This window comes from Occultella kanbiaonis, assembly GCF_009708215.1.
GTDB classification, from domain to species: Bacteria; Actinomycetota; Actinomycetes; order Actinomycetales; family Beutenbergiaceae; genus Occultella; species Occultella kanbiaonis.
In genome coordinates, this window is record NZ_CP046175.1 from 1949807 (window position 1) to 1975148 (window position 25342).

At 71.5% G+C, this 25342-nt stretch carries 23 protein-coding genes; 18 read left to right on the forward strand and 5 right to left on the reverse strand.

Annotation, left to right across the window (positions count from 1 at the left end; all coding sequences use genetic code 11):
• The first annotated feature begins 46 nt into the window (after window positions 1-46).
• Window positions 47-886 carry a class I SAM-dependent methyltransferase gene (locus GKS42_RS08955; protein ID WP_154793508.1) on the forward strand — a complete coding sequence of 280 codons (840 nt, stop codon included), beginning with the start codon at window positions 47-49 and terminating at the stop codon, window positions 884-886.
• Here the strand turns inward: GKS42_RS08955 and GKS42_RS08960 are convergent.
• Window positions 867-1709, reverse strand: a complete 843-nt coding sequence (locus tag GKS42_RS08960; RefSeq protein WP_174791061.1) for a DUF3626 domain-containing protein — start codon at window positions 1707-1709, stop codon at window positions 867-869. The genes GKS42_RS08955 and GKS42_RS08960 overlap by 20 nt on opposite strands.
• A 172-nt stretch (window positions 1710-1881) precedes the next feature.
• Here GKS42_RS08960 and dhaK point away from each other — a divergent pair, with 172 nt between their 5' ends.
• The 9 genes from dhaK (at window position 1882) to GKS42_RS09005 (ending at window position 9986) form a co-directional block, all read left to right on the forward strand.
• Window positions 1882-2889, forward strand: coding sequence for a dihydroxyacetone kinase subunit DhaK (gene dhaK / locus GKS42_RS08965; RefSeq protein ID WP_154793509.1), 1008 nt, complete (start codon window positions 1882-1884; stop codon window positions 2887-2889).
• The gene (gene dhaL / locus GKS42_RS08970; RefSeq protein ID WP_154793510.1) at window positions 2889-3563 is read left to right on the forward strand and encodes a dihydroxyacetone kinase subunit DhaL; all 675 of its coding nucleotides are present in this window, start codon (window positions 2889-2891) and stop codon (window positions 3561-3563) included. The genes dhaK and dhaL overlap by 1 nt, the downstream gene beginning before the upstream one ends.
• Entirely contained in the window at window positions 3560-4261 is a 702-nt protein-coding gene (dhaM, locus tag GKS42_RS08975) for a dihydroxyacetone kinase phosphoryl donor subunit DhaM (RefSeq protein WP_154793511.1), read from the forward strand. Before dhaL ends, dhaM begins: the two co-directional genes overlap by 4 nt.
• Window positions 4262-4486: 225 nt before the next feature.
• Window positions 4487-6256 carry an MDR family MFS transporter gene (locus GKS42_RS08980; protein WP_154793512.1) on the forward strand — a complete coding sequence of 590 codons (1770 nt, stop codon included), beginning with the start codon at window positions 4487-4489 and terminating at the stop codon, window positions 6254-6256.
• 25 nt (window positions 6257-6281) lie between these two features.
• Window positions 6282-6761, forward strand: coding sequence for a DUF4233 domain-containing protein (locus tag GKS42_RS08985; RefSeq protein ID WP_232848080.1), 480 nt, complete (start codon window positions 6282-6284; stop codon window positions 6759-6761).
• Window positions 6762-6780: 19 nt separating this feature from the next.
• A complete protein-coding gene (ndk, locus tag GKS42_RS08990) occupies window positions 6781-7209 on the forward strand; it encodes a nucleoside-diphosphate kinase (protein WP_154793514.1) in 429 nt (142 codons plus the stop codon).
• A 166-nt stretch (window positions 7210-7375) separates the two neighbouring features.
• On the forward strand, window positions 7376-8368 hold the full coding sequence (locus GKS42_RS08995) for a hydroxyacid dehydrogenase (RefSeq protein ID WP_154793515.1): 993 nt from the start codon (window positions 7376-7378) through the stop codon (window positions 8366-8368).
• Window positions 8365-9183, forward strand: coding sequence for a sugar phosphate isomerase/epimerase family protein (locus GKS42_RS09000; protein ID WP_154793516.1), 819 nt, complete (start codon window positions 8365-8367; stop codon window positions 9181-9183). The genes GKS42_RS08995 and GKS42_RS09000 overlap by 4 nt, the downstream gene beginning before the upstream one ends.
• A complete protein-coding gene (locus tag GKS42_RS09005; RefSeq protein ID WP_154793517.1) occupies window positions 9180-9986 on the forward strand; it encodes a DeoR/GlpR family DNA-binding transcription regulator in 807 nt (268 codons plus the stop codon). Before GKS42_RS09000 ends, GKS42_RS09005 begins: the two co-directional genes overlap by 4 nt.
• A 49-nt stretch (window positions 9987-10035) precedes the next feature.
• On the opposite strand, the gene GKS42_RS09010 is transcribed toward GKS42_RS09005, so the two are convergent.
• Entirely contained in the window at window positions 10036-10458 is a 423-nt protein-coding gene (locus GKS42_RS09010; RefSeq protein ID WP_174791064.1) for a TIGR03668 family PPOX class F420-dependent oxidoreductase, read from the reverse strand.
• Window positions 10459-10602: 144 nt separating this feature from the next.
• Here GKS42_RS09010 and GKS42_RS09015 point away from each other — a divergent pair, with 144 nt between their 5' ends.
• Window positions 10603-12114, forward strand: coding sequence for a CoA-acylating methylmalonate-semialdehyde dehydrogenase (locus GKS42_RS09015; protein WP_154793518.1), 1512 nt, complete (start codon window positions 10603-10605; stop codon window positions 12112-12114).
• Window positions 12115-12127: 13 nt separating this feature from the next.
• On the opposite strand, the gene GKS42_RS09020 is transcribed toward GKS42_RS09015, so the two are convergent.
• Together GKS42_RS09020 and GKS42_RS09025 are read right to left on the reverse strand one after the other, a co-directional pair.
• A complete protein-coding gene (locus GKS42_RS09020) occupies window positions 12128-12817 on the reverse strand; it encodes a response regulator (RefSeq protein ID WP_154793519.1) in 690 nt (229 codons plus the stop codon).
• Complete coding sequence (locus tag GKS42_RS09025) at window positions 12814-14022, reverse strand: sensor histidine kinase (RefSeq protein ID WP_154793520.1); 1209 nt, start codon at window positions 14020-14022, stop codon at window positions 12814-12816. Before GKS42_RS09025 ends, GKS42_RS09020 begins: the two co-directional genes overlap by 4 nt.
• A gap of 121 nt (window positions 14023-14143) precedes the next feature.
• Here GKS42_RS09025 and GKS42_RS09030 point away from each other — a divergent pair, with 121 nt between their 5' ends.
• The 7 genes from GKS42_RS09030 (at window position 14144) to GKS42_RS09060 (ending at window position 21448) form a co-directional block, all read left to right on the forward strand.
• Window positions 14144-14929, forward strand: coding sequence for an ABC transporter ATP-binding protein (locus tag GKS42_RS09030; RefSeq protein WP_154793521.1), 786 nt, complete (start codon window positions 14144-14146; stop codon window positions 14927-14929).
• Window positions 14914-16611, forward strand: coding sequence for a hypothetical protein (locus GKS42_RS09035; RefSeq protein ID WP_154793522.1), 1698 nt, complete (start codon window positions 14914-14916; stop codon window positions 16609-16611). The genes GKS42_RS09030 and GKS42_RS09035 overlap by 16 nt, the downstream gene beginning before the upstream one ends.
• A 22-nt stretch (window positions 16612-16633) precedes the next feature.
• Window positions 16634-17485, forward strand: a complete 852-nt coding sequence (locus tag GKS42_RS09040; RefSeq protein WP_154793523.1) for a prephenate dehydratase — start codon at window positions 16634-16636, stop codon at window positions 17483-17485.
• Window positions 17486-17489: 4 nt separating this feature from the next.
• Window positions 17490-17816 (forward strand): hypothetical protein, encoded by a 327-nt coding sequence (locus GKS42_RS09045; RefSeq protein ID WP_154793524.1) that lies wholly within the window; start codon window positions 17490-17492, stop codon window positions 17814-17816.
• Window positions 17817-17871: 55 nt separating this feature from the next.
• Complete coding sequence (locus tag GKS42_RS09050) at window positions 17872-18105, forward strand: hypothetical protein (protein ID WP_154793525.1); 234 nt, start codon at window positions 17872-17874, stop codon at window positions 18103-18105.
• Window positions 18106-18237: 132 nt separating this feature from the next.
• Entirely contained in the window at window positions 18238-20649 is a 2412-nt protein-coding gene (locus GKS42_RS09055; RefSeq protein ID WP_154793526.1) for an FtsX-like permease family protein, read from the forward strand.
• Between the two features lie 10 nt (window positions 20650-20659).
• The gene (locus GKS42_RS09060) at window positions 20660-21448 is read left to right on the forward strand and encodes an ABC transporter ATP-binding protein (protein ID WP_154793527.1); all 789 of its coding nucleotides are present in this window, start codon (window positions 20660-20662) and stop codon (window positions 21446-21448) included.
• On the opposite strand, the gene GKS42_RS09065 is transcribed toward GKS42_RS09060, so the two are convergent.
• On the reverse strand, window positions 21437-25204 hold the full coding sequence (locus GKS42_RS09065; RefSeq protein ID WP_154793528.1) for a CBM96 family carbohydrate-binding protein: 3768 nt from the start codon (window positions 25202-25204) through the stop codon (window positions 21437-21439). The two genes, GKS42_RS09060 and GKS42_RS09065, sit on opposite strands and share 12 nt — an antisense overlap.
• Window positions 25205-25342 lie beyond the last annotated feature (138 nt).

A 25342-nucleotide genomic window follows, 5' to 3' on the forward strand; every position in this document is an offset into this window, starting at 1 on the left:
CGGCGGCCGCACGCTGGGAGCTCCCCCAAACGAAGGAGTTCCGACCATGGCACAACAGATCACCACCGACCCCGTCGACCGCGAACTCAAGGCGAAGCACCGCACCATGTGGGGCCTCGGCGCCTACGACCGGGTGGCCGCCGAGATCATCCCGTCACTGGGGCCCGTGCTCGTCGAGGCCGCAGGCATCACCCCGGGGCAGCGGGTCCTGGACGTCGCGGCCGGCACCGGCAACGCCGCCGTCCCCGCGGCCCGCGTCGGCGCGCACGTGGTCGCGAGCGACCTCACCCCCGCCCTCCTCGAGATCGGCGAGCGGACCGTCGCCGGCACCGGCCTGCGCCTGGACTGGCTGGAGGCGGACGCCGAGGCACTCCCGTTCGACGACGCCGCCTTCGACGCCGTCCTGTCCTGCGTCGGCGTGATGTTCGCGCCCCATCACCAGGACGCCGCCGACGAACTCCTCCGAGTCACCCGCCCGGGCGGAACCATCGGGCTGCTCTCCTGGACGCCCGAAGGATTCATCGGCCAGATGTTCGCCACCATGAAGCCGTTCGCCCCGCCGCCTCCGCCCGGCGCCCAGCCTCCGCCGCTGTGGGGCCGGGAGGACCACGTCCGCGCCCTGCTCGGAGACGGCGCCGAGCTCCGGGCGGCGCAGCGGCGCACCCTCGTGGTCGACGCCTTCGCGGACGGCGAGGCGTTCCGCGACTACTTCAAGGAGACGTACGGGCCCACGATCGCGGTCTACCGCGCCATCGCCGGCGACCCGGGGAAGGTCGCCGCCCTGGACGCCGCGCTGGCCGGGCTCGGCGAGCAGTACGGGCGCGAGGCCGGCGGGTCGTTCGTGATGGAGTGGGAGTACCTGCTGCTCACGGCGACCCGAACCTAGCGAGCAGGTGCCAGACCCGTTTGAGGTCCTGCTCGTCGTAGTTCCCACCGCGGGCGGCGGTACCGATCATGGTCGCGTCCAGAACGCCGTCGACGGCGAGGCGCAGCCCGAGCTCGACGAACCGCCGCCCGCGGTAGGCCGCGTGCGCCCTCAACTCGTCGGCGGTGATCCGGAAGCCGGGATGCCACTCGACCGCGCAGCCGAGCCGGGCCGCGTCGGACTCCACGGCGGTAGCGCGGAAGCAGGGGTCCAGCACCAGTGCCTCGACGTCGTCCGGGATCCGGACCGGCCCGTGCACGTGCGCCTCGATGCAGTCGTCGAGCAGGTCGACCGAGTCCGCATCGGCGATGGCGATCAGCGGCATCCTCATCGCCACCCCGAAGTCGACCGGCTCCAGCACGCTGTCCGGATAGCAGAACGTGGTGCGGGCGTTGACGTCGGCAGTCAGCCGGAAGTGGGCGGAGCCGAAGCGCTGCGCGCCTCCCACGGCCCGACGGCGGTGGTTCAGTGCGCCGTACACCGGCCGCTGGTCCGGCGGTGCGTCGTCGTACGCGCTGCCGAACAGGCGGCTCTCCCAGGCCCAGCGGTCGCCGCCCGGGTGGGCGGTCAGCCCACCGTTGCTGGTCCGCGTCTCGAACTGTGAGCGGTACCGGCCGTCGTCCGCCATCGCCGCCAGGATCGCACGGCCGCCCGCGAACCGGTCCGGGTGGAACTGCAGGGTCACCCGCTCATCCGAGGAGAGCGGCGGCCCGGCGTCACGCTCGACCTGCACCGCCACGTGCGCGAGCGCACGTTGCTGTGCCGGCGTGAGTGTGAGGGTCATCGCGAGGAGACTATGCCGCCGGCCGGCGCCCGCCCGTGCGCGGCGTCGGGTGGCGGGCGCACGTTGTTCCAATCGCTAGGCAAATCCGTGCTGAGAGGTACAGAGTTGGGAGCACAGTGTCGGTCCCCACGCCTTCGGCCAATCGCCGGGGCGCAGATGCGAAGGAGCAGTCATGAAGAAGTTGATCAACGACCCGCAGAACGTGGTCGCCGAGAGCGTCGAGGGCTTCGTGGCCGCCCATGCGGACCTCGTCATCGCCAGCGACAATCCCGAGTTGCTGTTCGTGTCCCGGGCCGGTGGGGCGGTCCAGGGCAAGGTGGGTCTGGTCAGCGGCGGCGGCAGCGGGCACGAGCCGCTGCACGCGGGCTTCGTGGGTGTCGGCATGCTCGACGCGGCGGTGCCCGGCCCGGTGTTCACCTCGCCCACGCCGGACCCGATCCTGGCTGCCACGAAGGCGGCCGACGGGGGCGCCGGCGTGCTGCACATTGTGAAGAACTACACCGGCGACGTGCTCAACTTCGAGACCGCCGCCGAGCTGGCCGACGCCGAGGGGATCAACGTCAGGGCCGTGGTCACCGATGACGACGTGGCCGTGCAGGACTCCCTGTACACGGCTGGCCGCCGGGGCGTGGCGGGCACCGTGCTCGTCGAGAAGATCGCCGGCGCCGCCGCCGAGCGCGGCGACGACCTGGACACCGTGGCCGAGATCGCCACCCGCGTGAACGCCGGAGCGCGCTCGATGGGCGTCGCGCTGACCGCCTGCACCGTGCCGCACGCGGGCAAGCCCTCCTTCGACCTCGGCGAGGACGAGATCGAGATCGGCATCGGCATCCACGGCGAGCCGGGCCGCCGGCGCATCCCGCTCGCCGGCGCTGACGAGATCACCGACCTGCTCCTGGACCCGATCGTCGAGGACCTCGCCGTCACGAGCGGCGACCAGGTGCTCCTGTTCGTCAACGGCATGGGCGGGACGCCGTCGTCGGAGCTCTACATCGTCTACCGTCACGCCCGCGCCCAGCTCGAGGCCAAGGGCGTCACCGTGGCCCGCTCCCTGGTCGGCAACTACATCACCTCCCTTGAGATGCAGGGCGCGTCCATCACCGTGCTGCGCCTCGACGACGAGCTCACCGCCCTCTACGACGCGCCGGTGCACACGCCGGCGCTGCGGTGGGGCGTCTGATGGCGGACGTGCTGGACGTCGCCTGGGCGACGGAGTGGGTCCGCCGCAGTGCCGCCGTCGTCGGTGAGCACCGGATGGAGCTGATCGATCTGGACCGTGCCATCGGCGATGGTGACCACGGCGAGAACCTCGACCGCGGCTTCAAGGCGGTGCTGGTCAAGCTGGACAATCCGGACACCCCGAAGCCGGAGTCGGTCGGCGACGTGCTCAAGCTGGTCGCGACCACACTGATGTCCACGGTCGGTGGTGCGGCCGGCCCGCTGTACGGGACGGCGTATCTGCGTGCCGCCAAGGTCGCCGACGGCCCCACGGTCGACGCCGCCGGCATCGCGGCACTGCTCGACGCCGCCGTTGGCGGCATCGTCGCGCGCGGCAAGGCCGAGGTGGGCGACAAGACGATGGTCGACGCGTGGACCCCTGCGGCCGCGGCCGCCCTGGAGGTCGCCGACGGCGGTGGGACGGCCACGCAGGCGCTGCGCGCGGCGGCGACGGCGGCCCGCACCGGTGCCGAGTCGACCGATCCGCTCGTGGCGCGCAAGGGCCGGGCCAGTTACCTGGGGGAGCGGGCCGTCGGGCACCGGGACCCGGGTGCGGAGTCCTCCGCCCTGCTCCTCGCGGTGGCCGCCGACGTGGCCGAGGCAGCCGGGGCCGGCGCGGCCGGGGCGGCGGGGTGAGCGCCGCCACGGCGCTCGTGCTCGTCTCCCACTCCGCGCAGCTGGCTGCGGGTGCCGTCGAGGTGGCCCAGCAGATGGCTCCGGACGTGGCCATCCGGGCGGCCGGGGGCACCGAGGACGGCCGGATCGGGACGAGTTACGACCTGGTCGAGCAGGCCGTCACGGCCCTGCTCGACGGCGGGGCGACAGCGGTCGCGATCCTCACCGACCTGGGGTCGGCAGCGCTCACGGCGGAGTCGGTCGTGGACGTGCTCGACGACGACCGCGTGGTCATGGTCGACGCCCCGTTCGTCGAGGGGGCGGTCGCGGCGGCGGTCGCGGCCCAGTCCGGCGGCGACGCCGCCGCGGTCGGCGCCGCCGCCCGCACCGCGATCGACTCGTTCGGCGACTCGGCCACGGTCGGGGCGGGCAGCGCGGGCGACGTCGCCGCGGCGGCCACGGACGCCGTCGAGCGCTCCGTGGTGCTGCGCAACCGGCTCGGGCTGCATGCCCGGCCCGCGGCCACCCTGGCCCGCAAGGCGGCGGACTTCGACGCCGAAGTGACCCTGAACGGGGTGGACGCGGCCAGCGTGCTGGCCCTGATGGGTCTCGGCCTGACCGGCGGTGCCGAGCTGCACCTGCGGGCCACCGGTCCGCAGGCCGCGCAGGCCCTGGAGGCGATCGTGGCGGACGTGGAGGCCGGCTTCGGCGAGGAGTGAGCCGGGCAGGTCGGGCGGAGGTGACGGGCGGCTGTGGCGAACGCCACAGCCGCCCGCTCCCTTGTACTGACGCCGGAACCGCCGGTCGTCCACCCCTGGTCTGACTCGGCTGGGACACATTTCCCCATGTCGGACGACCCGCCGGCCGTCGGCATCGCGCACTATTGATCTGATCGGTGCGCCCTGCCCGCCGGCGCCGCACGAGAACCGAACGTCGAGGAATCCATGGCACACGCCCCTACGTTGACCGATGACAAGCCGAAGATCGTCCTGAACCAACGGATGGTCTGGCTCATCTTCGGTGCGTTGATGGCCGGGATGTTCATGTCCTCGCTGGACCAGTCGATCATCGGCACCGCGATGCCGACGATCGTCGGCGAGCTGAGCGGCGTCGAGCACCAGGGCTGGCTCGTCACGATCTACATCCTGTCGCTCGCGGTGGTGATGCCGCTGTACGGGAAGTTCGGTGACATCTGGGGCCGGCGCTGGCCCTTCCTCGTCGCCATCGCGCTGTTCACGATCGCCTCGGCGGGCGCCGGGTTCGCCCAGGACTTCAACCAGCTGGTGATCTGGCGGGGCGTCCAGGGCCTCGGCGGTGGTGGCCTGATGATCCTCTCGCAGGCGATCATCGCGGACATCGTCCCGGCCAGGGACCGCGGCAAGTACATGGGTCCGATGGGTGCGCTGTTCGGCATCTCGGCCGTGATCGGCCCGCTCCTCGGCGGCCTCTTCACCGAGAACGCGGACTGGCGCTGGTGCTTCTGGATCAACATCCCGATCGGGATCGTCGCGTTCGCGATCGGCTGGTTCACGCTGAAGCTGCCGAGCCACCGGTCCGGTCGCCGGATCGACGTCGGCGGCATCGTGTTCATGGTGCTGGCCACGTCCGGGCTGGTGCTGGCCACCAGCTGGGAGAGCTGGAGCGGCTCGCGGGGCTACGACTGGAGCGACCCGCTCCTGCTCGGCCTCGTGATCGGCACCGTCGTCTCGGCGGTGCTGTTCGTGATCGTCGAGAACCGGGTCGCCGACCCGCTGCTGCCGATGCACCTGTTCAAGAACCGTACGTTCTCGATCTCCACGGCGGTCGGGCTCATCATCGGGGCCGGCATGTTCGCCGCCCTCGGCTTCCTGCCCACGTTCCTGCAGATGTCCACCGGCGCCGGGGTCACCGAGTCCGGGTTCCTGCTGCTGCCGATGATGGTCGGCGTCATGGTCACCGCGATCGGATCCGGTCTCGCGATCACGAAGATCGGCCGGTACCGGATGTTCCCGATCACCGGCATGGCGATCGCGACCCTCGGCCTGATCTGGTTGACCCGGATCACCGGGGACATGTCGATGGTCCTGTTCGGGGCGATGATCTTCACGCTCGGCGCCGGGCTCGGCCTGGTGATGCAGACGATCGTGCTCGCGGTGCAGAACTCCGTGGACCCGCATGAGATCGGGACGGCCACCAGCGCCAACAACTTCTTCCGGGAGATCGGCGCCGCCGTCGGCGCTGCGCTGTTCAGCACGATCTTCACGACCCGCCTCGTGGACAACCTCACCGAAGGACTCGCCACGATCCCACCCGACGAGCTGCCCGCGGACGGGCTCGGTATCGAGACGCTCACGCCCGGGGTCGTGAACCAGCTGCCCGACGCCCTGAAGGAACTCGTCGTGAACAGCTACGCCGAGTCGCTGGCACCGTCGTTCTGGGCGTTCGTGCCCCTGCTCGCGTTCGGGTTCGTGCTCACCCTGTTCTTGCGCGAGGTGAAGCTGTCCGACACCGCCGGCATGGTCGCCCGCGGCGAGGCAGTGGTCGAGGGTCCGCCGCACAACCACGGGCACTGGCACGGTCACCACGTCGCCGAGTCCGACGAGGATTCGGGGGCGGACGAACCGGCCCATGAGCACGGGCCCGCGAAGCACAGAGCCGGCGACCGCAGGTCCGGCGAGCATGGGCCCGGCGGTTCGGTCGACGAGACCGAGGACGCGGGCTCTCGCAGCCGGTGAGCCGGACTAGCCTGGGGTGGTGACCATGCCCCCCGCCCCCGTGCCGAGCCCCGACGACCGGGCCGCGTCCGCCGTCGACGGTGTCCACGTGGCGCCCGCGGCCACCGGATCCGGCACCGCGACACCACCCGCTCGGCGACCGCAGCGTTCGGCGCGGCTGATCTTCTGCCTGACCGTGCTCACCCTCGAGGTGTTCGTGGTCTTCTTCGCCACCCTGGTCGCGTTCGGGCTGCAGCTCTCCGAGCCCGGGGTGGCCTGGGCGGTCGGTGGCGCAGGCATGCTGGTCTGCATCGTGGCGGCCTACCTGCAGAAGTACCCGATCGGGCTGATCGCCGGGTACGTCGTCCAGGCGCTGCTCCTGCTGAGCGGCATCCTGGTCCCGATGATGCTCGTGATCGGCATCGTGTTCGCCGCCATCTGGGTCACGGGCGTATGGCTCGGCGGGAAGATCGACGCCGAACGCCTCGAGCGGCTGCGCGCCGAGCAGGCCGCCGCTGCATCCTGACGCCACTACTGTGAGTGCCATGACGACCAGCACCGAGCGCACCCTCATCCTGATCAAGCCCGACGGCGTCCGGCGCGGTCTCGTCGGCGAGATCCTCCGGCGGGTGGAGGCGAAGGGGTACACGCTCACCTCCGTCGAACTCCGGACCGCCGACGACGACCTCCTTGCCGCCCACTACGCCGAGCACGAGGGCAAGCCGTTCTACGCCCCGCTCGTGGAGTTCATGGGCTCCGGCCCGGTGCTCGCCGCGATCGCCGAGGGCAACCGCGTGATCGAGGGTTTCCGCGCGCTCGCCGGGGCGACCGACCCCACCGCGGCGCTGCCGGGCACCATCCGCGGCGACCTCGGTCGCGACTGGGGCCTGAAGGTGCAGCAGAACCTGGTGCACGGCTCCGACTCCGTGGAGTCCGCCGAGCGCGAGATCGGCCTCTGGTTCCCGGGTCGCTGACCGCTCACGGCCTCGGGACAGGCGCCTCAAAACGCACACGAACCGGGCCGGCGTGAGGCCACGATCGGACATTGCCCCGCCCGATGCCGCGTCCGTAGCCTGCTTCCAGGGACGGGTGACGACGCCCTCCTGTGACACGACACCTTCACGGACCGCAGGGGGAGCCTTGACCAACCCGCCCAACCCGACCATCCTGATCGACCTGTTGCCGGACCTGCGGCGTGACCTGTTCGGTCCGGCGCGGATGGCCAGGCTGGCCGAGTTCGGCGAGGTGTTCGCACCCGATCGCAGGCTGGTGGCCGAGCGGCGCCTGGAGTACGACATCGTCGTCACCGGGTGGGGGTCGGCACGGTTCCCGGACCGGTTGCAGCCGGAGAACCGTCTTCGGATGATCGCGCACAGTGCGGGCACGATCCGCAAGGTCGTTCCCAGGACGCTGCTGACGGACGGCGTCCGGGTCAGCCAGGCGGCCTCGGGGATGGCCGTCTCGGTGGCCGAGCTCGCCCTGTACATGACGCTGTCCCTGATGCGGAACCTCGCCCAGGTCGATCGACGGATGCAGCGGGGCGACTGGGCCGGCGCGTCGGGATTCGGCCTTGGCCGCACGATCGCGGGCACCCGGATCGGCGTGATCGGAGCAAGCAGGGTCGGCCGCGCCTACATCGAGCACCTGACCGGGCTGGGCGCCGAGGTGGTCGTCACCGACCCCTACCTGACCCGGCGGGACGCGGAGGAGATGGGCGTTCAGCTCTGTGACCTCGACGAGTTGCTCCGGTCCTGTGCGGTCGTTGCTCTGCACGCTCCGGTCACCGACGAGACCCGCGGGATGCTGACGGCGCAGCGGCTCTCGCTGATCCCGAACGGCGGCATCCTCGTCAACACGGCCCGGTCGGCGGTCCTGGACAGCGGGGCGCTGCTCTCGGAGTTGCGCAGCGGTCGACTGAGTGCGGCTCTCGACGTCTACGACGTCGAGCCGTTGCCGGCCGACGACCCCTTGTGGACGCTGCCGAACGTCCTGCTGACACCACACATCGGCGCCTTGACCACCCATTCGCGGGCGATGCAGGGCGATGTGGTGGTCGACGAGATCGACCGGTTCGTGGCGGGTGCGCCGTTGGTCTTCGAGGTCACGGACCTGACGTACGACCGTCTCGCATGAACCGGAGCCTGGCGTACTCGACCCTGGGTGAGCCAGGGATGGACGTCTCGACGGTGATCTCGCGTGCGGGACTCGCCGGCGCGGTCGGCCTGGAACTTCGGGTGGCGCCGGGCGAGGTCCTCACGCTCGCCTCCGGCGTGGTGACGGCGCGGGGGCTGGGCGAGCGGCTCCGGGCCGCAGGACTGACGGTGCTCGCGCTGAACTCCTACGTCGCCCTGGCCTCCGGGCAGGACCCGACCGCGGTCGACGGCGAGCTCCGTCATCTTCTCGATCTCGCCGACGCCGTCGGTGCAGCAGGCGTTCGCGTCTTCGTGAAGCGTCCGGAGCACGCGTCGGCTGCCGAAGGTGACCGTCTCGCCGTCGAGCGGCTCGGCCGTGTGCTGGGCACCGCCGCCACCGGTCCGCTGGTGCTCATCGAGACGCACGACTCCCACTCGACCGGAGCCTCGGTGCGGGCCCTGCTCGATCGGCTGCCGCAGTCGATCGCCGACCGGGTGGGCGTCATCTGGGACACCGCGCACACCTGGTCGGCACGGGAGGATCCGGCTCGAAGTGCGGCATTGTTGCGCCCCTGGCTCACTCACGTGCAGGTCAAGGACGTGGCCGACCGGGCCGATCCGAGACCGGTGGACCTGGGGACCGGTCGGTTCCCGGTCCAGGAACTCGCCGACGCGCTCGACGGGATCGGTTACGACGGGCCGGTCAGCCTCGAGTGGGAGCGCACCTGGCACCCGGCACTCCCGCCGCTCACGCAGGCCCTCGGACACCTGCGTGGCTGGGCCGCGCCACTGCTCCCGGAGGGTGGACCGACATGAGCGACTCTGCGTCCGCGGCACCCGAGGTCGCCGGAAGGGCGTCGGCGGTGCAGCGGCGCCGGACCGAGCTCCTCGCGCTCGTTCGGCGGGAGGGTCGCCTCGACGTGGGTCCCACCGCGGCCCGGCTCGGCGTCACCCAGGAGACCCTGCGACGCGATCTGCTGGCGATGGAGCGGTCCGGACTGGTCCGCCGGACCTACGGGGCCGCGTTCCCCGTCGAGAGTGGCCGGCTCGAGGCGAAGTACGAGGTGCGCAAGTCCCGCAACGTCGAGGAGAAACGGCGCATCGCCGATGCGGCGGCCGCCTTGGTCGGACCTGCGCAGACGGTCTACATCGACGACGGGTACCTGCCGAGTCTCGTCGCGCAGCGGCTGACGTCGGAGCGGCCGGTCACGGTCGTGACGAGTTCCCTGCCGACCGCGATGGCGGTCGCGGAGCGACCGGGAGTCGAGGTGCTCCTCGTCGGCGGCCGGGTGCGCGGATCCGCGTTCAGCACGGTCGAGCACGGTCGCGACTCCCTCCTCGAACGGCTCCGCATCGACGTCGCCTTCATGAGCGCCGGCGGGATCTCGCCCGAACGTGGCTTGACCACCACCGATCCGGCCGTGGCCGCCGTGAAGACGGCCGCGATGGCTGCCTCGGCACGCCGGATCTTCATCGGCACCCACGCGAAGTTCGGCATGACCGCCTTCGTCCGATTCGCCGACGTCCACGAGTTCGAGGCCCTGGTCACGGGCACCGAGGTCCCCGCGCACCGCACCGCCCGGTACGCACGCCTGGGCCCGCGGGTGATCCGAGCATGACCGGCGCATCTCGTCCCCTCCGCAACGACGCGTCACCGGGAGCGCGCGATCAGCCGGTCGCGACCCAGCCGGACCATCGGATGACCTTCGCGATCACGGCCGGCCCGGCGGGCGGGTGGGCGGCGTACTGCGGGTGGCGGGCCACCAGCGCCTCGAGGGCGGCGTCGTACTCCGGCCCGGACGTGACCACGCGCGCACGCGCATCCGCGCGCACCCACCAGAGCCGGCTCCAGTCCGCTTCGTAGTGATCGGCGAGGAGACCAACCGTCGGGTTGGCCGCGATGTTCGCGAGCCGGCGCAGCGCCCGGGAGCGCTTGGGCTTGTGGTCCACGGCATGCACGACGGCGTCGCCCATCAGAGCGTGCACCACCGGCACGAGGTGGGGCACGCCGACCGCGTCCGCCGTGGCGAGGTACGCGTGCGGTGCCGCCTCGAGTCGACTCCTGCATTCCTCGGGACTCAGCGCCGTCATAGGGACTCACTACCACGCCGACGGTGCCGGCCGCTCGCGCGGGACCGGCGGGGCGAGTACCCGCCCGGAACGACCACGTCAATGGGGGTGACGTAGTGCGCGTGCGGAGGTAGAACTGGGGGGTACCCCAACGAGGAGGACCCCATGAGCGCACCCACTGTGGAGCACGTGATCAACGGCCAGCGGCGTAGCACCGGCGGCGATCCCATCGACGTCACCGATCCCGCCACCGGCCGGGTGATCGCCGTGATCCCCGCGGCCGGTCAGGCCGAGCTGGACGAGGCCGTCGCCGCGGCGCAGGCGGCGTTCGACCAGTGGTCCCAGACGTCGCTCACCAAGCGGGCCGGGGTGCTGTTCGCGTTCCGGGAGCAGGTTGCGAGCCGCCGCGCGGAGATCGAGGAGATCATCTCCCGCGAGCACGGCAAGACCCGCCCGGACGCCGCGGGGGAGATCACCCGCGGGCTGGAGATCATCGAGTTCGCCTGTGGGCTGCCGCAGCTGCTCCAGGGCTCCTACGCCGACCAGCTCTCCACCGGGGTGGACACCTACGCCTACCGGGAGCCGCTCGGGGTGTGTGCCGGGATCACGCCGTTCAACTTTCCGGCCATGGTGCCGCTGTGGATGGCCCCGATCGCGATCGCGGCCGGGAACTCGTTCATCCTGAAGCCGTCCGAACGGGACCCGAGTGCGTCGCTGAAGCTGGCCGAGCTCTGGGCCGCGGCGGGACTGCCCGACGGCGTGTTCTCGGTCCTGCAGGGCGGGCCGGCTCTGGTGGACGCGATCCTCGCGCACCCCGGTATCGAGGCGGTGTCGTTCGTGGGCTCCACCCCGATCGCCAAGCACGTCTACGAGCGCGGCTCCGCGCACGGCAAGCGGGTGCAGGCCCTCGGCGGCGCCAAGAACCACGCCGTCGTGATGCCGGACGCCGACATCGACGAGGCCGCCGACCATCTCGTCGCGGCCGGCTACGGGTCCGCCGGGCAACGGTGCATGGCGATCTCCGCCGTCGTCGCCGTCGGCACCGAGGAGGAGACCGGGCCGCTGATCAAGGCGATCGCCGAGAAGGGCGAGGCCGTGGTGGTCGGGCCCTCGACGAGCGAGGACTCCGAGATGGGCCCGGTCATCACGGCCGCGTCCCGGGACCGGATCCTGGCGATCATCACCGAGACCGAGGCCGAGGGCGCCCAGGTGGTGCTCGACGGCCGGGGCCTGACCGTGCCCGGCCACGCCGAGGGCTACTTCGTGGGGCCGACCCTGATCACCGGGATCGACCGGTCCTCGCGGGCGTACACCGAGGAGGTGTTCGGGCCGGTCCTCGTGGTGCTGCGCGCGGCGGACGTCGACGAGGCCATCCGGATCGTGAACGAGGGCCCCTACGGCAACGGGGCCGCCATCTTCACCTCCTCCGGCGCGGCGGCGCGCAAGTTCCAACGGGAGGTGCAGGCCGGGATGGTCGGCATCAACGTGCCGATCCCGGTGCCGGCCGGGTCCTTCTCGTTCGGTGGGCGCAAGGCGTCCCTGTTCGGTGACACCCACGTCTACGGCCGCGAGGGGCTGAACTTCTACACCCGCGCCAAGGCCGTCACCAGCCGGTGGCCGGACAGCGCGCTGCGGCCGGCGGCCTCACTCGCGTTCCCGTCCGAGCCCAGGCACTGACCTCGCCGTCCCGTCAGTTCGTGGGTCCGGCTCGGTCGGGCCCGTCACGGACCGCGTCGCGCCGGCGCGCCTCGTGGGCGGCGATCGCCAACTGCACCCGGTTGTCCAGCTCCAGCCTCGCCAGCGCGCTCGAGATGTGCGACTTCACGCTGCCGACCGAGAGGTGGAGCCGCTCGGCGATGTCGCCGTTCGACAAGCCCTCGGAGACTGCGAGGGCCACCTCGCGTTCCCGGCCGGTGAGGCTGCTCAACGGGTCGGGAGCGGGTTCCGGGTCCTTCCGGCTGCTCGCCTGCCGAACCAGCTGACCGAGCACCGCCGGTGAGATCGTGGCGTCCCCCGCGGCCGCGGCGTGGATGGCCGTCACGATCTGCTCCGGGGCCGTGTGTTTGAGCAGGAACCCTGTGGCCCCCGAACGGAGCGCGTCCAGGACCACCGAGTCGGTGTGGAAGGTGGTCAGCATGATGACGGCGGGCGGATCGGGATCCTTGGCCCGTAGGTCCCGCAGCGCCCGCACCCCATCCAGTCTCGGCATGCGCACGTCCAGAAGAACCACGTCGGGGCGGTACCGCGCGACGGCCCCGGTGAGTTCGTCGCCGTCCGCGGCCTCGCCCACGACGTCGATCGACGGGCTGCCACCCAGCATCAGCCGCAGTCCGGTGACCACGAGCGGGTCGTCATCGACGAGCAGTACCCGGATCGTCATCGCGCCTCCAGCGGCAGTTGCGCCCACACGCGGAAGGTCCCGTCCTCGATGGTCGCCTCGAAGCAGCCGTCGTCGATGCGGACCCGTTCGTCGAGGCCGGTGAGTCCGTTGCCGGCCGGCGGCAGGTCCAAGCCGGTCAGGCCGGGCGGTACCGCGTTCGTCACCGTCACCTCGACGGCACGGTCGGTCTGTCGGATCCGCACGGTGACCGGCGCGTGCGGCGCATGCTTGCGTGCGTTGGTGAGCGTCTCCTGGACGATGCGATACACCGTCCGCTGGGTGCCGTCCCGGATCGATGCCGGGCGAGCCTGGCTGACGTAGTCGACCTGCTGCCCGGCGGCCGCGGCCTCGGTGATCAGCTGCTCGAGGTCGGCGAGGTGGGGCTGTGGAACCGCCGTGGTCAGCGCGTCGTCACTGCGCAGCAGGCCGAGCAGCTCACGCAGATCCTCCACCGCGGCCGCGGCGTTGCTCCGGATGACGCCGGTCGCGGCCCGGATCTCGGCGAGGTTCGGGGGCGTCGGGGACGTGGCGCGGTACTCGAGGGCGCCGGCGTGCACGGACAGTAGGGACATCCGGTGGGCGAGGACGTCATGCATCTCCCGCGCAATGCGCTCGCGTTCGTCCCGGCGGGCGTTCGCGAGCCGTCCCTCGTACTGCTCCCGGTCCCGGTCCGCGTTCTCGCGCAGCCCGGCGATGACCTCCCGCCGGGAGCGCCTCAGCAGCCCGAGGCACAGGCACAGCAGGTACAGCAGCGGGATCATGATGGTCCACACCGCCCATGGCAGACCGGGGATGGGCACGACCGCGTGATACGGGAGGGCCGTCGCGATGTGCGCTCCCGTCAGGGCGAGTGCGGGCCAACGCCGCCCGAGCGGTCCCATCCGGTAGACCGCGACGAGCACCGGGAAGCCGGCCGTGATCGCGAATGCGCCGGGGATGATCATGATGGCGCCGACGATGAGTGGGTAGCGACGGGTCCACCACAGCAGCACGCAGGCCACCGCTCCGAGAACCCAGTCGACCGGCCACCACCAGCCTTCGATCTGTGGATGCACCCCGGGTATCCCGTTGTAGCCCCAGGACGCGAGTGCGATCACGAACAGCGCGACGTCGGCCACCAGGTCCCCGGCGCTGCGCCCGGCGGCCGGGGAGAGCCGGGCGGCCAGACTGCGCCAGGCAGGCGTCGTCGACGGGGCTGGGGGCATGGTCAGATCCTACGAACACGTCCGGGCAGCGGTGCGATCCGGCACTGATCCTGGCCGATCGGCACCCAGGTCTGGCCGGTCGGCCGAAGACAGGGCCCGGCCGCCGGGGTGTGCTTGGACCATGACTTCGACACCTGATGCGCCGGGCGTGCCGGCGCTGGAACTGCGCGGCCTGCGACGGGAGTTCGGCGAGAAGGTCGCCGTGGACGACGTCGACCTGGCGGTACCGGCCGGATCCTTCTTCGGGATGGTGGGGCCGAACGGGGCCGGTAAGACCACCGCCCTGTCGATGGCGGTCGGATTGTTACGCCCGTCCGCAGGGCATGCCCTGGTCCAGGGCGTGGACGTCTGGGCCGACCCGGTGGAGGCGAAGCGCCGGCTGGGCGTGCTGCCCGACGGTCTCGCGCTTCCGGAGCGGCTCACCGGCGGTGAGCTGCTCACCTACTGGGGGCGGTTCCGGGGGATGCCACGCGACGTCGTTGCCGCCCGGGCGCAGGAACTGCTGCGTATCCTCGAACTCGGCGAGGCCGAGCAGCTCGGCACACTGGTGGGGGAGTACTCCACCGGGATGCGCAAGAAGATCGGTCTGGCCACGGCGCTGCTGCACACCCCGAGGGTGCTCGTGCTGGATGAACCGTACGAGGCCGTGGATCCCGTCAGCGCCCGGGTGCTGACCCGGATCCTGCGGCGGTTCACCGCCACCGGGGGGTCGGTGATCATCTCCAGCCACGTGATGGCGCTGGTCGAGCAACTCTGTGATCGCGTGGCGATCGTGGCGAACGGCGCGATCGCCGCCGAGGGCACCCTTGAGCAGGTGCGCGCCGGCTCGACCCTCGAGGACCGGTTCGTCGAGCTGGTCGGCGCACCCGACGCCGGCGAGGAGGAGTTGGCATGGATCGGGGGCTGATCTCGCTCAAGTTCGCGATGCTGCGCAACTCCTCCGGGGGGATGCGCAAGGCAGGATGGGTCATCGGCGCCCTCCTGGTCGCCGCGACCTGGGCCGTGGCGGCTCTCGCGGCCGACGACGGCGTCCGCCACTCCGCGCTGACCCTGGTCTTCCTGGTGTGGGCCGTCGGGGCGATGGTCGGCCCGGTGATCATGAGTGGCGCGGGGGTGCTGCGGCCCGACTACTTCGCGTTGCTGCCGATCTCCCGCGCGGCGTTGGGCCGCGGCCTGCTGATGAGCGTGTTCGTCGGGGTGGCCGCCGCGTACGTGCTGGCGGCGTTGCTGGCCGGCACCTGGCACGCGGTAGCGCTGTCCCCTCCGACGGCGGTGCTCGCCGTGATCGGGGCGGCGCTCACCTGGATCTTCGTGATCACCCTGTCCCGGCTCACCTACGGTGCACTGGGTGCGGCGATGCGCAGCAAGCTCGGCATCGAGATTGCCGGAGTGCAGTTCGGGATCATGTTCGCGGCGATGTTCGCCGGGTGGATCGTGGTGGCCGTGGCGGTGCAGTCGATCCCTGCGCTGCTGAGCGAAGGGCTGCCGGCGGGACCGATCACCCGGGTCCTCGACGCCGCACCGACCTCCTGGGCGCTGCTCGCCGTCGAGGCGGGAGCGTCCGGCCGGGCGGGCGTCGCGACGGCGTGGTTGCTGGCGCTGGCCGCGCTCGACGTCGTCATGGTCCTCGCGACCGTCCGACTGCTCGTCCCGCGTTCGCAACGGGTCAGCCCACGCCGCGGGCGCCCGCGATCGATCGGCCTGGTCGCCGGCGGCGGGCTGCTGCCCGCGACTCCCACGGGCGCCGTGATCGGCAAGGAAGTACGCCAGTGGCGCCGGGACCCGTGGCGAGCCCTCGAATCCAGCACCGGGGTGTGGAGCGGCGCGATCATCGGCCTGTTCGCCCTGCTCGGCGGCTACACCGCCCCCGTGGCGGCGTTCTCGGGCGTCATCGTCGCGCTGATGCTCGGGCTCGCCGGCTGCAACCTGTACGGGCAGGATGGCTCCGCCGTCTGGCAGAACGTCGTGGGCGAGTCCTCGGACTCGGTGCGCGCGGACGTCCGCGGGCGGCAATGGGCGATGGTGGTGATCTTCCTGCCCCGGGCCATCCTGGTCTCCGCGGTGTTCCTCCTCCTCGGCGGTGCCTGGTGGGCAGCGCCGTACGTGATCGCGTTGATCCCGGCGGCGATCGGGGCAGCGGCAGGAGCCGCGGTGCTGGTCTCGGCCGTGGGTGTCTCACCGGGCGTCGATCCGCGCCGTCGGGTCGGACCGAACGACGCGAACGGCAACATCGCCCTGCACGTGTGGGCGTCCATGATCATGATGGCGATCGGGTTGCTGCCCACCGCCGCGATGATCGCCTGGGCCGCGGTCAGCGGGTCGCCGTGGGTCACGGCGGCGACGGCTGTGGTCGGCGTGCTCAACGGCTTCGCCGCCGCATGGTTGTTCGGTCGGATCGCGATCGGCTACCTGCGTGGCCGGATGGTCGACGTGTTCAGCCGGATCCGGTACGGCCGCATCTTCCGGGACTCCGGGACGGGCGTGCTGGACTGGTTGGAGACGCACACGCTTGCCGGCGAGGTGCAGCTGCAGAAGCAGAAGCAGGACGAGCGGGACCGCAAACTGGGCCACTCGAACGTGGGTGGCTGAGCGTTCGTGGGAAACTGCTCGGGTGAGCAAGGGACGTATCGCGTATCAGGGCGAGCCGGGCGCCAACTCGGACATCGTCTGCAAGCAGCACTATCCGGACTGGGAGGCCGTGGCGTGCGCCTCCTTCGAGGACGTGTTCGCGGCCGTCGAGCACGGCGACGCCGATCTCGCGCTGATCCCGATCGACAACTCGCTCGCCGGACGGGTCGCGGACATCCACCACTTCCTGCCCACGTCCGGGCTGCACATCATCGCCGAGCACTTCCTGCGGATCCGGTTCAACCTGATGGGGATCCCAGGGGCGTCCCTTGACACGATCCGGACCGTGCACAGCCACGTGCACGCCCTCGGGCAGTGCCGCAACGTGATCCGCGCGCTGAACCTGACCCCGGTGATCTCCGGTGACACCGCCGGCGCCGCACGGGAGGTGGCCGAGGCCGCCGATCCCACCATGGCCGCCATCTCACCGCCGCTTGCGGCCGAGATCTACGGGCTGGAGATCCTCGCCACGGACGTGGAGGACGAGGATCACAACACCACCCGGTTCGTGGTGCTGTCCCCGGAACTGGTCCGGACGCCGGCGGGGAACGGGCCGGTCGTGACGAGTTTCATCTTCAACGTGCGCAACCTCCCGGCCGCCCTCTACAAGGCGCTCGGCGGGTTCGCAACGAACGGCGTCAACATGACGAAGCTGGAGAGCTACATGGTGGGCGGGGAGTTCGCCGCCACCCAGTTCCTCGCGGAGGTCGACGGCCACCCCGACGAGCTCGGGCTGCGGCGTGCGCTTGAGGAACTGGAGTTCTTCACCACCGAGGTGAAGATCCTCGGCGTCTACCCCGCGGACGAGTACCGCCAGCACCAGCCCAGGAGGTGACGCCATGCGGCGGGTCGGCCCCGAAGGTGACGGCGGCGGCTCGGCCGGCGGCGTGGTGCCGAAGTGGTTCGACGTCCTGCTGCGGGCGCAGGCGCTCGGTATCCTCGGCGGCATCCTGACCGGCCTCCTCCTGATGTTCGTGGGCCTCCCGCTGGCCCGGGACGTGTTCCGGTTGGGGTGCGGCCCTGTCGGACCCTCCGGAGACCATGGGTGCGCGGACGGGGTCGGCTACGCGGCCGGCTGGGTGTTGTGCTGTGCGCTGGTGGCGGTCGTCGTCTTCGCCGTGACCATGCTCCGCGGGGCCAGGGCGCGACGGATGCGTCGCGAGTAGTGGCGCGGTCGGCGCCGTCGGTCCACTATGGGCAGACCCGAGTCGAGGAGGAGTCATGAGCACGCTTCCCGGTCACGAGTCCTGGCGCGACGCCGGTCTCGTGGAGGACGACGAGACCGACCCGAAGAACCTCGTCGAGGAGATCGCGCACCCGGACCCGCGCGGTGTGGGGGAGGACTACCACCCCGGGACCGCGCGTCCCGACCTCGACGACCTCGCCGAGGAGGCGGACGTGGTCGACCAGTCCGTCGTGGTGCCCGACGAGGACGCGGACGCCGAGGGCGACTGACGCACCGGAGGCCACCGCCGACCGCGGCCGGGATCCCTGACGCGGGACCCCCGACCGCCCCTGATCACGATCAGGGGCGGTTCAGGGACACCACCGATACCCGCGCGCACCCTGGCCCGCGAGGCTTGAGGCATGAACCCCAGCCAGGGGCACGTCCTGAGCCGGCTCACGCGCAACGCCATCCGGCGCAACCCGATGACCGCCGTCGTCCTGGTGCTGTTCGTGGCGCTGTCCGCCGCGCTCGCGAGCTCGGCAGGAGCACTGGTGGTCACCGTGACCGGGGCGAGCGCGTCGCTCATGCAGCAGGCACGCACCCCGCACTTCCTGCAGATGCACGCCGGGACCGTCGACTCCGAGCGGATCGCCGCCTTCGCCGCGGCGAACGACCTGGTGGACACCTACGCCGTCGTGGAGATGCTGAACGTGGACTCCTCCGCGATCCGGATCACCGGAGCCGGCACCGATACCACGCTCGCCGCTGGGCTGCAGGACAACTCGTTCGTGACCCAGAACGCGCAGTTCGACCTGCTGCTGGACACCGACGGCGCCGTCATCGACCCCGCACCCGGCACCGTCTGGCTGCCGTTGTTCTACCGGGAGCTGCTCGACCTCGAGCGGGGGCAGCTGCTCACGGTCACCGGCCCGAACGGCTCCGTGGACCTGACCGTGGCCGGGTTCCTGCGGGACTCCCAGATGAACTCCTCGTACGCCTCGTCCAAGCGGCTGCTCGTCGCGCCCGCCGATCTGGGGCGGCTGACCCACGCCGTGGGTCAGGCGGGCGCCATCGAGCATCTCATCCAGTTCCGGCTCACCGACGTCGCCGCCGTCGGTGAGTTCGAGACCTCCTACCGGGCCGCCGGACTCGAGGCCAACGGGCCCACGATCACCTGGACCCTGTTCGTCCTGGTCAACTCACTCTCCGGCGGTATCACGGCCGCCATCGTCATCCTGGTGACGGTGCTCCTCGTCGCGATCGCCCTGCTCTGCGTCCGGTTCACGCTGCTGACCACCCTCGACCGGGACTACCGGGAGATCGGGATCCTCAAGGCCATCGGCGTCCGTGATCGCGACCTCCGGCGGCTCTACACGCGCCGGTACCTGGTGCTCGCGGCGGTCGGCGCCGTCGTCGGGCTGGGTGGTTCGCTCGCCCTGAACCAGGTCCTCCTCGCGGACGTCCGACTGTTCCTCGGACCCGCGGGGCGGACCGTGCCGTCGCTGCTGCTCGGCGTGGCGCTGAGCGCGCTGATCGTCGCCGTCGTGGGGCTCGCGGTGCGACGCGCGCTTGGCCGCCTACGGACGGTCTCGCCGGTCCAGGCGATCCGGACCGGCGCCCCGGTGCTCGGGGCCTCGCGCCGGCGCCCCCCGCGGCTGCTGTCCGCGCTCGGCGAGCGCCCCGGCACCCCGGTGCGCCTCGGCCTGCGCGACGTGGTGCGGCGCCCCGCCCTCTACGCGGTGCCGCTGGTGATCTACGCCCTGGGCGCGTTCATCCTGATCCTGCCGCAGAACCTGCACACCACCGTGACCGCGCCGGACTTCATCACCTACCTGGGTGCCGGCGTCAGCGACCTGCGGGTCGATGCCCAGGGCGGCACAGCCACCGAACGCATCGCCGACCTCGACCGCGACCTCGCGCAGGATCCGCAGGTGGCCGGCCACACAGTCCTGACGACGGCTTCCTACACGGCCCTCGACGCCGACGGGGTGCCCGCCACCGTGAAGATCGAGTCCGGTGATCTGGCCGCGTTCCCGCTCACGTACTCCGACGGTGCCGCACCGACCGTCGACACCCAGATCGCCCTGTCCCGACTGCAGGCCGATGCCCTCGGTGCGGCGGTGGGGGACCGTGTCTCGGTGACGCCGGTGTCGGCCGGCAGCGCCGGGGCCGCCGGGCCGCTCCCGCCGCTCGAGCTGACCGTGACCGGCATCTACCAGGACCTCACCAATGGGGGGCGCACCGCGAAGATGGTCGCCCCGCACACCAGTTCCGACCTGATGTGGAGCACCCTCTACGCCGACTTCGCCCCGGGGGTGGACGTGCCCGCCGCGATCGGCGGCTACACAGAGGCCTATCCCGACCTCGAGGTGAGTTCCGTGCGCGACTACGTCGACGCCACGATGGGCGGCACGATCGACGCCCTGCGCACCGTGGCCGTCGCGGCGCTCGCGATCGGGCTGGCCGTGGCCGCGCTGATCACGGCGCTGTTCATGAGGCTGCTGATCGTGCGCGACGCCTTCGGGATCGGCGTGATGCGGGCGCTCGGCTTCCGCGACGGCCACGTGCAGACCCAGTACGTGGTCCGGTCCGCGGCGGTGCTCGCGGTGGGAGTGCTCGTCGGTGCGGTTGGCGCGAAGGTGCTCGGCGGCGGCCTCGCCGGAGTGTTCCTCTCGGGCATCGGCCTGTCCGAGTTGCGCCTGATCGCGGACCCCTGGCTCGCCTACGCCGCCTCCCCGGTCGTCCTCCTCGCCATCGTCGCGGTCGCCACGCTGGCGAGCACGCGGCAGGGTGCCCGCGCTGGCATCTCCACCACCATCAAGGACCAGTGAGGACCCGCCGATGATCACCACCGTCCCACCGACCGGCACCGGCACGGCGCTGCTGAGCGCCCGCGGCCTCAGGAAGAGCTTCAGCCACGACGGCCAGGACGCCGAGGTGCTCCGCGGCGTCGACCTGACCGTCGCCGAGGGCGAGTTCGTGACCGTGATGGGGCCGTCCGGCTCGGGAAAGTCGACCCTGCTCCACAGCCTCTCCGGGATGGACCCGGTCGACGCCGGGACGGTGCGGCTCGATGACGTCGAAATCACGGCGCTGAGCCCCGACGAGCTCGCCGATCATCGCCGGAGACACATGGGGTTCGTGTTCCAGCAGCCCACCCTGCTGCCGGACCTCGGTCTGCTCGAGAACATCGTGCTGACCAGTTCCCTCGACCGGGTCGGCACCCCCGCGGACCGCGTCGCCCGGGCGAGGGAGCTCATGACCAGGGCTGGGATCTGGGACCTGCGGGCCAGGATGCCGGCCCAGGTCTCCGGTGGTCAGCTGCAGCGGGCCGGGATCTGCCGGGCCCTGATGCGCCGGCCCCGGATCATCTTCGGCGACGAGCCCACCGGGGCGCTCAACCGCGACTCCGCCGAGCAGATCCTTGACCTGCTCACCGAGCTCAACCGCGACGGCACCACCCTGCTGATCGTCACCCATGACGTCGGTGTCGCCGCGCGCGCCGACCGGGTGGTCTTCATGATCGACGGCCGGATCGCCGACGAGCTCACCCTCGACGATCGCGGCCCGGTCGCCGATCCCGCCCGGGTGGACGCGGTCATCGCCCGGATGCGCGCCCTAGGTATCTGAGCCGCACTCCGGCTGCGTCACCCGGACGTCGGTGTCGATGAGGATCGTGACCGACTCCGCCGAGCACGCCAGGGTGCCCACCACCTCGGAGTCGAGCAGGGCCAGCGTGCCGCCGGGCGCCAGGGCGGTGACCGGCCCTCGAACCGTGCTGGCCTCCACCCACATCGAGGAGGAGTCCCCGGCCAGTTGCACCGGACCGTTGATCGTCGTGTCCGCCACGATCACGGAGCCCGCGGCGGGCACCGTGACCGGACCGGCGATCGTGGACCCCTCGATCCGGACGGACGTGCCGTCCGCCGCGGTCACCGGCCCGCGCACGTCGGCATCGACGATGCAGGCCATCGACCCCGTCAGGGCGATCGCGCCGGTGGTCGATCCGGTCACCGTGGACGTGCACGCCGTCGCCTCGGCCCAGTGCAGGACGAGCGTGGGGCCGCCCGCGCCGCGCTCACGGGACCAGACGGACGTGCCGAAGGCCTGCGAGTCCTGAGCGTTCTGCCGCAGCGCGAAGCCGAGGCTCGCCCCACCCTCGCCGAGTGCCGCGACCGCGGCGCCGGTGACGTCGATGCTCACCGGTGCCGTCTCGCTGCCGGCCGTGAACTGTCCGACCGCCGTGCCGACGGCGGGGCGTGAGTTCCAGGTCAGGTCCGCCTCGGTCCAGTCCGTGGCGGCCGTGCTCACGTCGACCAGCATGGTCCGGTCGGCGGCCACCACGGTGGTCAGGACCAGTTCGGCGGCGACCAGTTCCCGACCGTCGAGCGGTTCGAGGTCGAACGCGAGGTACGTCTCTCTGTTGAAGCCGGCGTTGTTGCTGCTCGGGTCCCGTTTGACAGTCATCGAGGCGGCCGTGCCGTAGGAGGTGTCGGCGTAGGTGCCGTCCCGCACGTACCCGTCGCGGGCGGCGGTCAGGGTGCTGGTGCCGGGATCGGTCACGGCCACCGTGGCGCGTCCGCCCACCAGGGTCCCTGTCGGTGAGCGCCAGAGCGCGGTCAGGAGCGTCGATCCGACGGACCGGGCCACCACCGCGCCGTCGCTCGTGAACTCGGCGACCTCGGGGTCGGAGGACCGCAGGGACGCCGCGGTCGGATCCAGTGGGACTGCGGTTCCGTCACTCATCGTGACGGTGAGCGACGGGCTGTCCACCATCTGCGGGTGCAGGTTCAGCGCACCCGAGCCGATCCCGATCGCGACCGGGTCGGGTGCGGCGGGTTCGGTCTGTGGCCACTCGCCCTGTGCCGTGCTGATCCGGAGCTCGGACAGGCTCATCCACGTGTTGGCGTTGTTGCCGTGGGCGAGGATCCGCACGTAGCCGGCCTGGACCGGATCGAAACTGATGTCCTCCAGCTCCAGCGTCGTCCCCGAGCTGGCACCCGACCAAGCAGTCGACCACTGCTCGCCGTCCAGCGAGGTCTGCACGTCATAGGTGTACACCCGGGCGTTTCCCATGCTCCAGGCGACCCGGACGCCGTCCACCGTCGTCGTCTCCGGGAGGTTGGCGCGCAGCCACTGACCGTCTCCCTGCGCCGACCAGAACGTGCCGAGATCGTCGTCGACGGCATTCGACGTCGGGTTCGTTCCGACGATGCTCCCGGTCAGTGGGCCGCTGTACGGCCGGGTCAGGTGCACCTCGTACCGCGTCCGGCACACCTCACCCGCCGGTCCGACGCAGACCACGGCGGTTCCGGGCAGCGCGTCCGGCATCTGCACGTCGACCTGGTCGGTGCCGTTGCTCGGGACCGCCTCGATCACGCCGAGGTCCGTCGTCTCGAGCACGAGGGTGCGAGTGTCGGCGGAGAAGCCGGGGACCGTCACGTCGTCGTGGGTGAGGTCGCTCAGCGTGGAGGCCCCGGTGGCGGGCACCGTCCAGTCCGCCAGGGCGGTCACGGCCGGCACCGGTTCGCCTGTCCCGCCGACCGGGAGCGGCTCGAGCAGGATGGACAGGCGCAGGTCGGTGACCCCCGGCAGGTGCACGGTCAGCTTGGACTGGCCGTTGGCCGCCTGCCCGTCCGGGTTCGGCGACGCGGGCAGCGGTTCGGCGGCCATCACCGAGAACTGTGCCTGCGCCGGTGCGTCGACCAGTCGGGCGAGCAGTTGCCGGCCCTCGATGGTCAGCACTGCGCTACGTCCGTCGTCGGCGATCTCGACGTCGGCCGAGGTGTGCATGAACCACCACGCCTCGACCGGGGTGGTCGAGGTCAGCTCGTCCTGGACGACCACCCGGGACCGGTCGTCGATCATCGCGACGCCGCGCTGCCAGGAGGTCACGCCCTGGTCGGCGTAGGCCTCGGTGAGCTCCGCGACGGCGAACGCGCCGGCGGGCGAGTCCTCCTGGGCGACGATCCGGCCGGCCACCGCGACCGACTGGTCCGGTCCCGATCCGGGGTTGATGACCAGGGTGTTCTGGCCCTCCGCGCGCTTGCGGTAGTACGTCCAGCGCTCGCCGTCGGGTCCGGTGCTGAAGTAGCCCGGCAGGCTGTAGGAGTCGGCGCCGAGCTCGTCCGCCCACCGGGTGCCGAGCGCGTCGAGGACGAACGTGCCCATGTCCAGATCACCGTGGTTGTTGCTGTTGTCGCCGGCCTTGAACCCGGTGAACAACGCCGTCGGCGTGCTCCACGCCGAGCGCGACAGGACGGTCTCGGTGCCGCTGAAGTACCGGTCGAGGGGCATCTCGGTCTGCGCCGGTGTGGCCCGCTCGGACAGGCCGTACCAGAGCAGCGCCTGGGGGTTCGTGGGCGTGCTCAGCCCTTCGTCGGCCCACCACGCGTACCCGGGCTGGCCGTACCGGTCCGCCATCCAGTAGGCGGCGGGCGGGCCGCCGTACGTCGAGGACGCATCGGAGTAGTTGAACGTGCGTCCGGACGGGCCGGCCATGTACATCGAGAAGTCGACCGTTCCGGACAGTCCGGGCGCGTCGGAGATGCCGAAGTCGTCGCCGACGGCGGTGCCGAGGCTCGCCAGGTAGGGCACAAGGTAGCGGGTGGCGTAGTCCCAGTACGTCGGACCCTCGGGGTACCCGCCGTCCGGGGCGTACTCGTCGAGGGCCGGCCCGACGTGCGAGAGCCCGAGCTGCAGCAGTGACTCGGCCCGTTCGGGTTCGACGTCGGCGAGGGCGAGCGCCGCGATGCCGATGCCGCTGGTGCACACGATGGACCAGTTGCTCGTCGTGGTGGTCCAGGAGGCGCCGGCGTCATAGCCGGCCTGGGCCGGCTGGAATCCGTGCGTGACCATGGCGGTCTCGAGCACGCCGCGCTGCTGCGCGGTCAGGGCCGGGTACAGCCAGTCGTACCCGATCGCGAACGCGTGCAGCATCTCGGCCACGGACAGGAAACTCTCCGGGTTCCAGTCCGGGAACTGCGCCGCGGCGGCCAGCTCCGCGTAGGCCCGGTCCAGGAAGCGGGTGTCCTCGGTCAGGCGGTAGGAGAGGGCGAGCACATAGGTCCGGTTGAGGATGGTCCGCACGGGGGTGAGCAGGCTGCGCCCGTCCGGGAAGTCGTAGATCGTGACCGGGGCGGCCAGGAGCGCCTCCGCCTGCCCGAGGACGTCATCGGCCAGCGCCGCGGCGGTGTCGTCCGTGGCGATCCACTCCTGCACGCCGGTCAGGGCGGCGTCGTCGAGGATCAGTCGCGGGTGGTCGATACGGACCAGGTCGACGACGCTCTCGGGCGCCTCCGGCGTGAAGCCGGGATCGGCGGCTGCGGTCCCGGCCGCGGCCAGCGACGTCGCGACCATGGTCAACGCGGTCGCGACCGACGTCACGACTCTCGCTCGAACTGTCCTCACTCGAAGCCTCCGTTGCCTCTGCCGATGCGTCGTTACATCGATCGGCGCTCAGCGTCGCCCCACGTGATCGGCCCGGTCCAGCCGTGGCGGAGAAACGATCAGAACCGGTCACGT

Excerpts from the sequence above, each read along its gene's own strand:
- ndk (WP_154793514.1), top strand. The coding sequence starts at position 6,781 with ATGACGACCAGCACCGAGCGCACCCTCATCCTGATCAAGCCCGACGGC.
- GKS42_RS09005 (WP_154793517.1), top strand. The coding sequence starts at position 9,180 with ATGAGCGACTCTGCGTCCGCGGCACCCGAGGTCGCCGGAAGGGCGTCG.
- GKS42_RS08985 (WP_232848080.1), top strand. The coding sequence starts at position 6,282 with ATGCCCCCCGCCCCCGTGCCGAGCCCCGACGACCGGGCCGCGTCCGCC.
- GKS42_RS09010 (WP_174791064.1), bottom strand. The coding sequence starts at position 10,458 with ATGACGGCGCTGAGTCCCGAGGAATGCAGGAGTCGACTCGAGGCGGCA.
- dhaL (WP_154793510.1), top strand. The coding sequence starts at position 2,889 with ATGGCGGACGTGCTGGACGTCGCCTGGGCGACGGAGTGGGTCCGCCGC.
- GKS42_RS09020 (WP_154793519.1), bottom strand. The coding sequence starts at position 12,817 with ATGACGATCCGGGTACTGCTCGTCGATGACGACCCGCTCGTGGTCACC.
- GKS42_RS08960 (WP_174791061.1), bottom strand. The coding sequence starts at position 1,709 with ATGACCCTCACACTCACGCCGGCACAGCAACGTGCGCTCGCGCACGTG.
- GKS42_RS09025 (WP_154793520.1), bottom strand. The coding sequence starts at position 14,022 with ATGCCCCCAGCCCCGTCGACGACGCCTGCCTGGCGCAGTCTGGCCGCC.
- GKS42_RS09060 (WP_154793527.1), top strand. The coding sequence starts at position 20,660 with ATGATCACCACCGTCCCACCGACCGGCACCGGCACGGCGCTGCTGAGC.
- GKS42_RS09055 (WP_154793526.1), top strand. The coding sequence starts at position 18,238 with ATGAACCCCAGCCAGGGGCACGTCCTGAGCCGGCTCACGCGCAACGCC.
- GKS42_RS09015 (WP_154793518.1), top strand. The coding sequence starts at position 10,603 with ATGAGCGCACCCACTGTGGAGCACGTGATCAACGGCCAGCGGCGTAGC.
- GKS42_RS08955 (WP_154793508.1), top strand. The coding sequence starts at position 47 with ATGGCACAACAGATCACCACCGACCCCGTCGACCGCGAACTCAAGGCG.
- GKS42_RS09050 (WP_154793525.1), top strand. The coding sequence starts at position 17,872 with ATGAGCACGCTTCCCGGTCACGAGTCCTGGCGCGACGCCGGTCTCGTG.
- dhaK (WP_154793509.1), top strand. The coding sequence starts at position 1,882 with ATGAAGAAGTTGATCAACGACCCGCAGAACGTGGTCGCCGAGAGCGTC.
- GKS42_RS09000 (WP_154793516.1), top strand. The coding sequence starts at position 8,365 with ATGAACCGGAGCCTGGCGTACTCGACCCTGGGTGAGCCAGGGATGGAC.
- GKS42_RS09030 (WP_154793521.1), top strand. The coding sequence starts at position 14,144 with ATGACTTCGACACCTGATGCGCCGGGCGTGCCGGCGCTGGAACTGCGC.
- GKS42_RS08980 (WP_154793512.1), top strand. The coding sequence starts at position 4,487 with ATGGCACACGCCCCTACGTTGACCGATGACAAGCCGAAGATCGTCCTG.
- GKS42_RS09045 (WP_154793524.1), top strand. The coding sequence starts at position 17,490 with ATGCGGCGGGTCGGCCCCGAAGGTGACGGCGGCGGCTCGGCCGGCGGC.
- GKS42_RS09035 (WP_154793522.1), top strand. The coding sequence starts at position 14,914 with ATGGATCGGGGGCTGATCTCGCTCAAGTTCGCGATGCTGCGCAACTCC.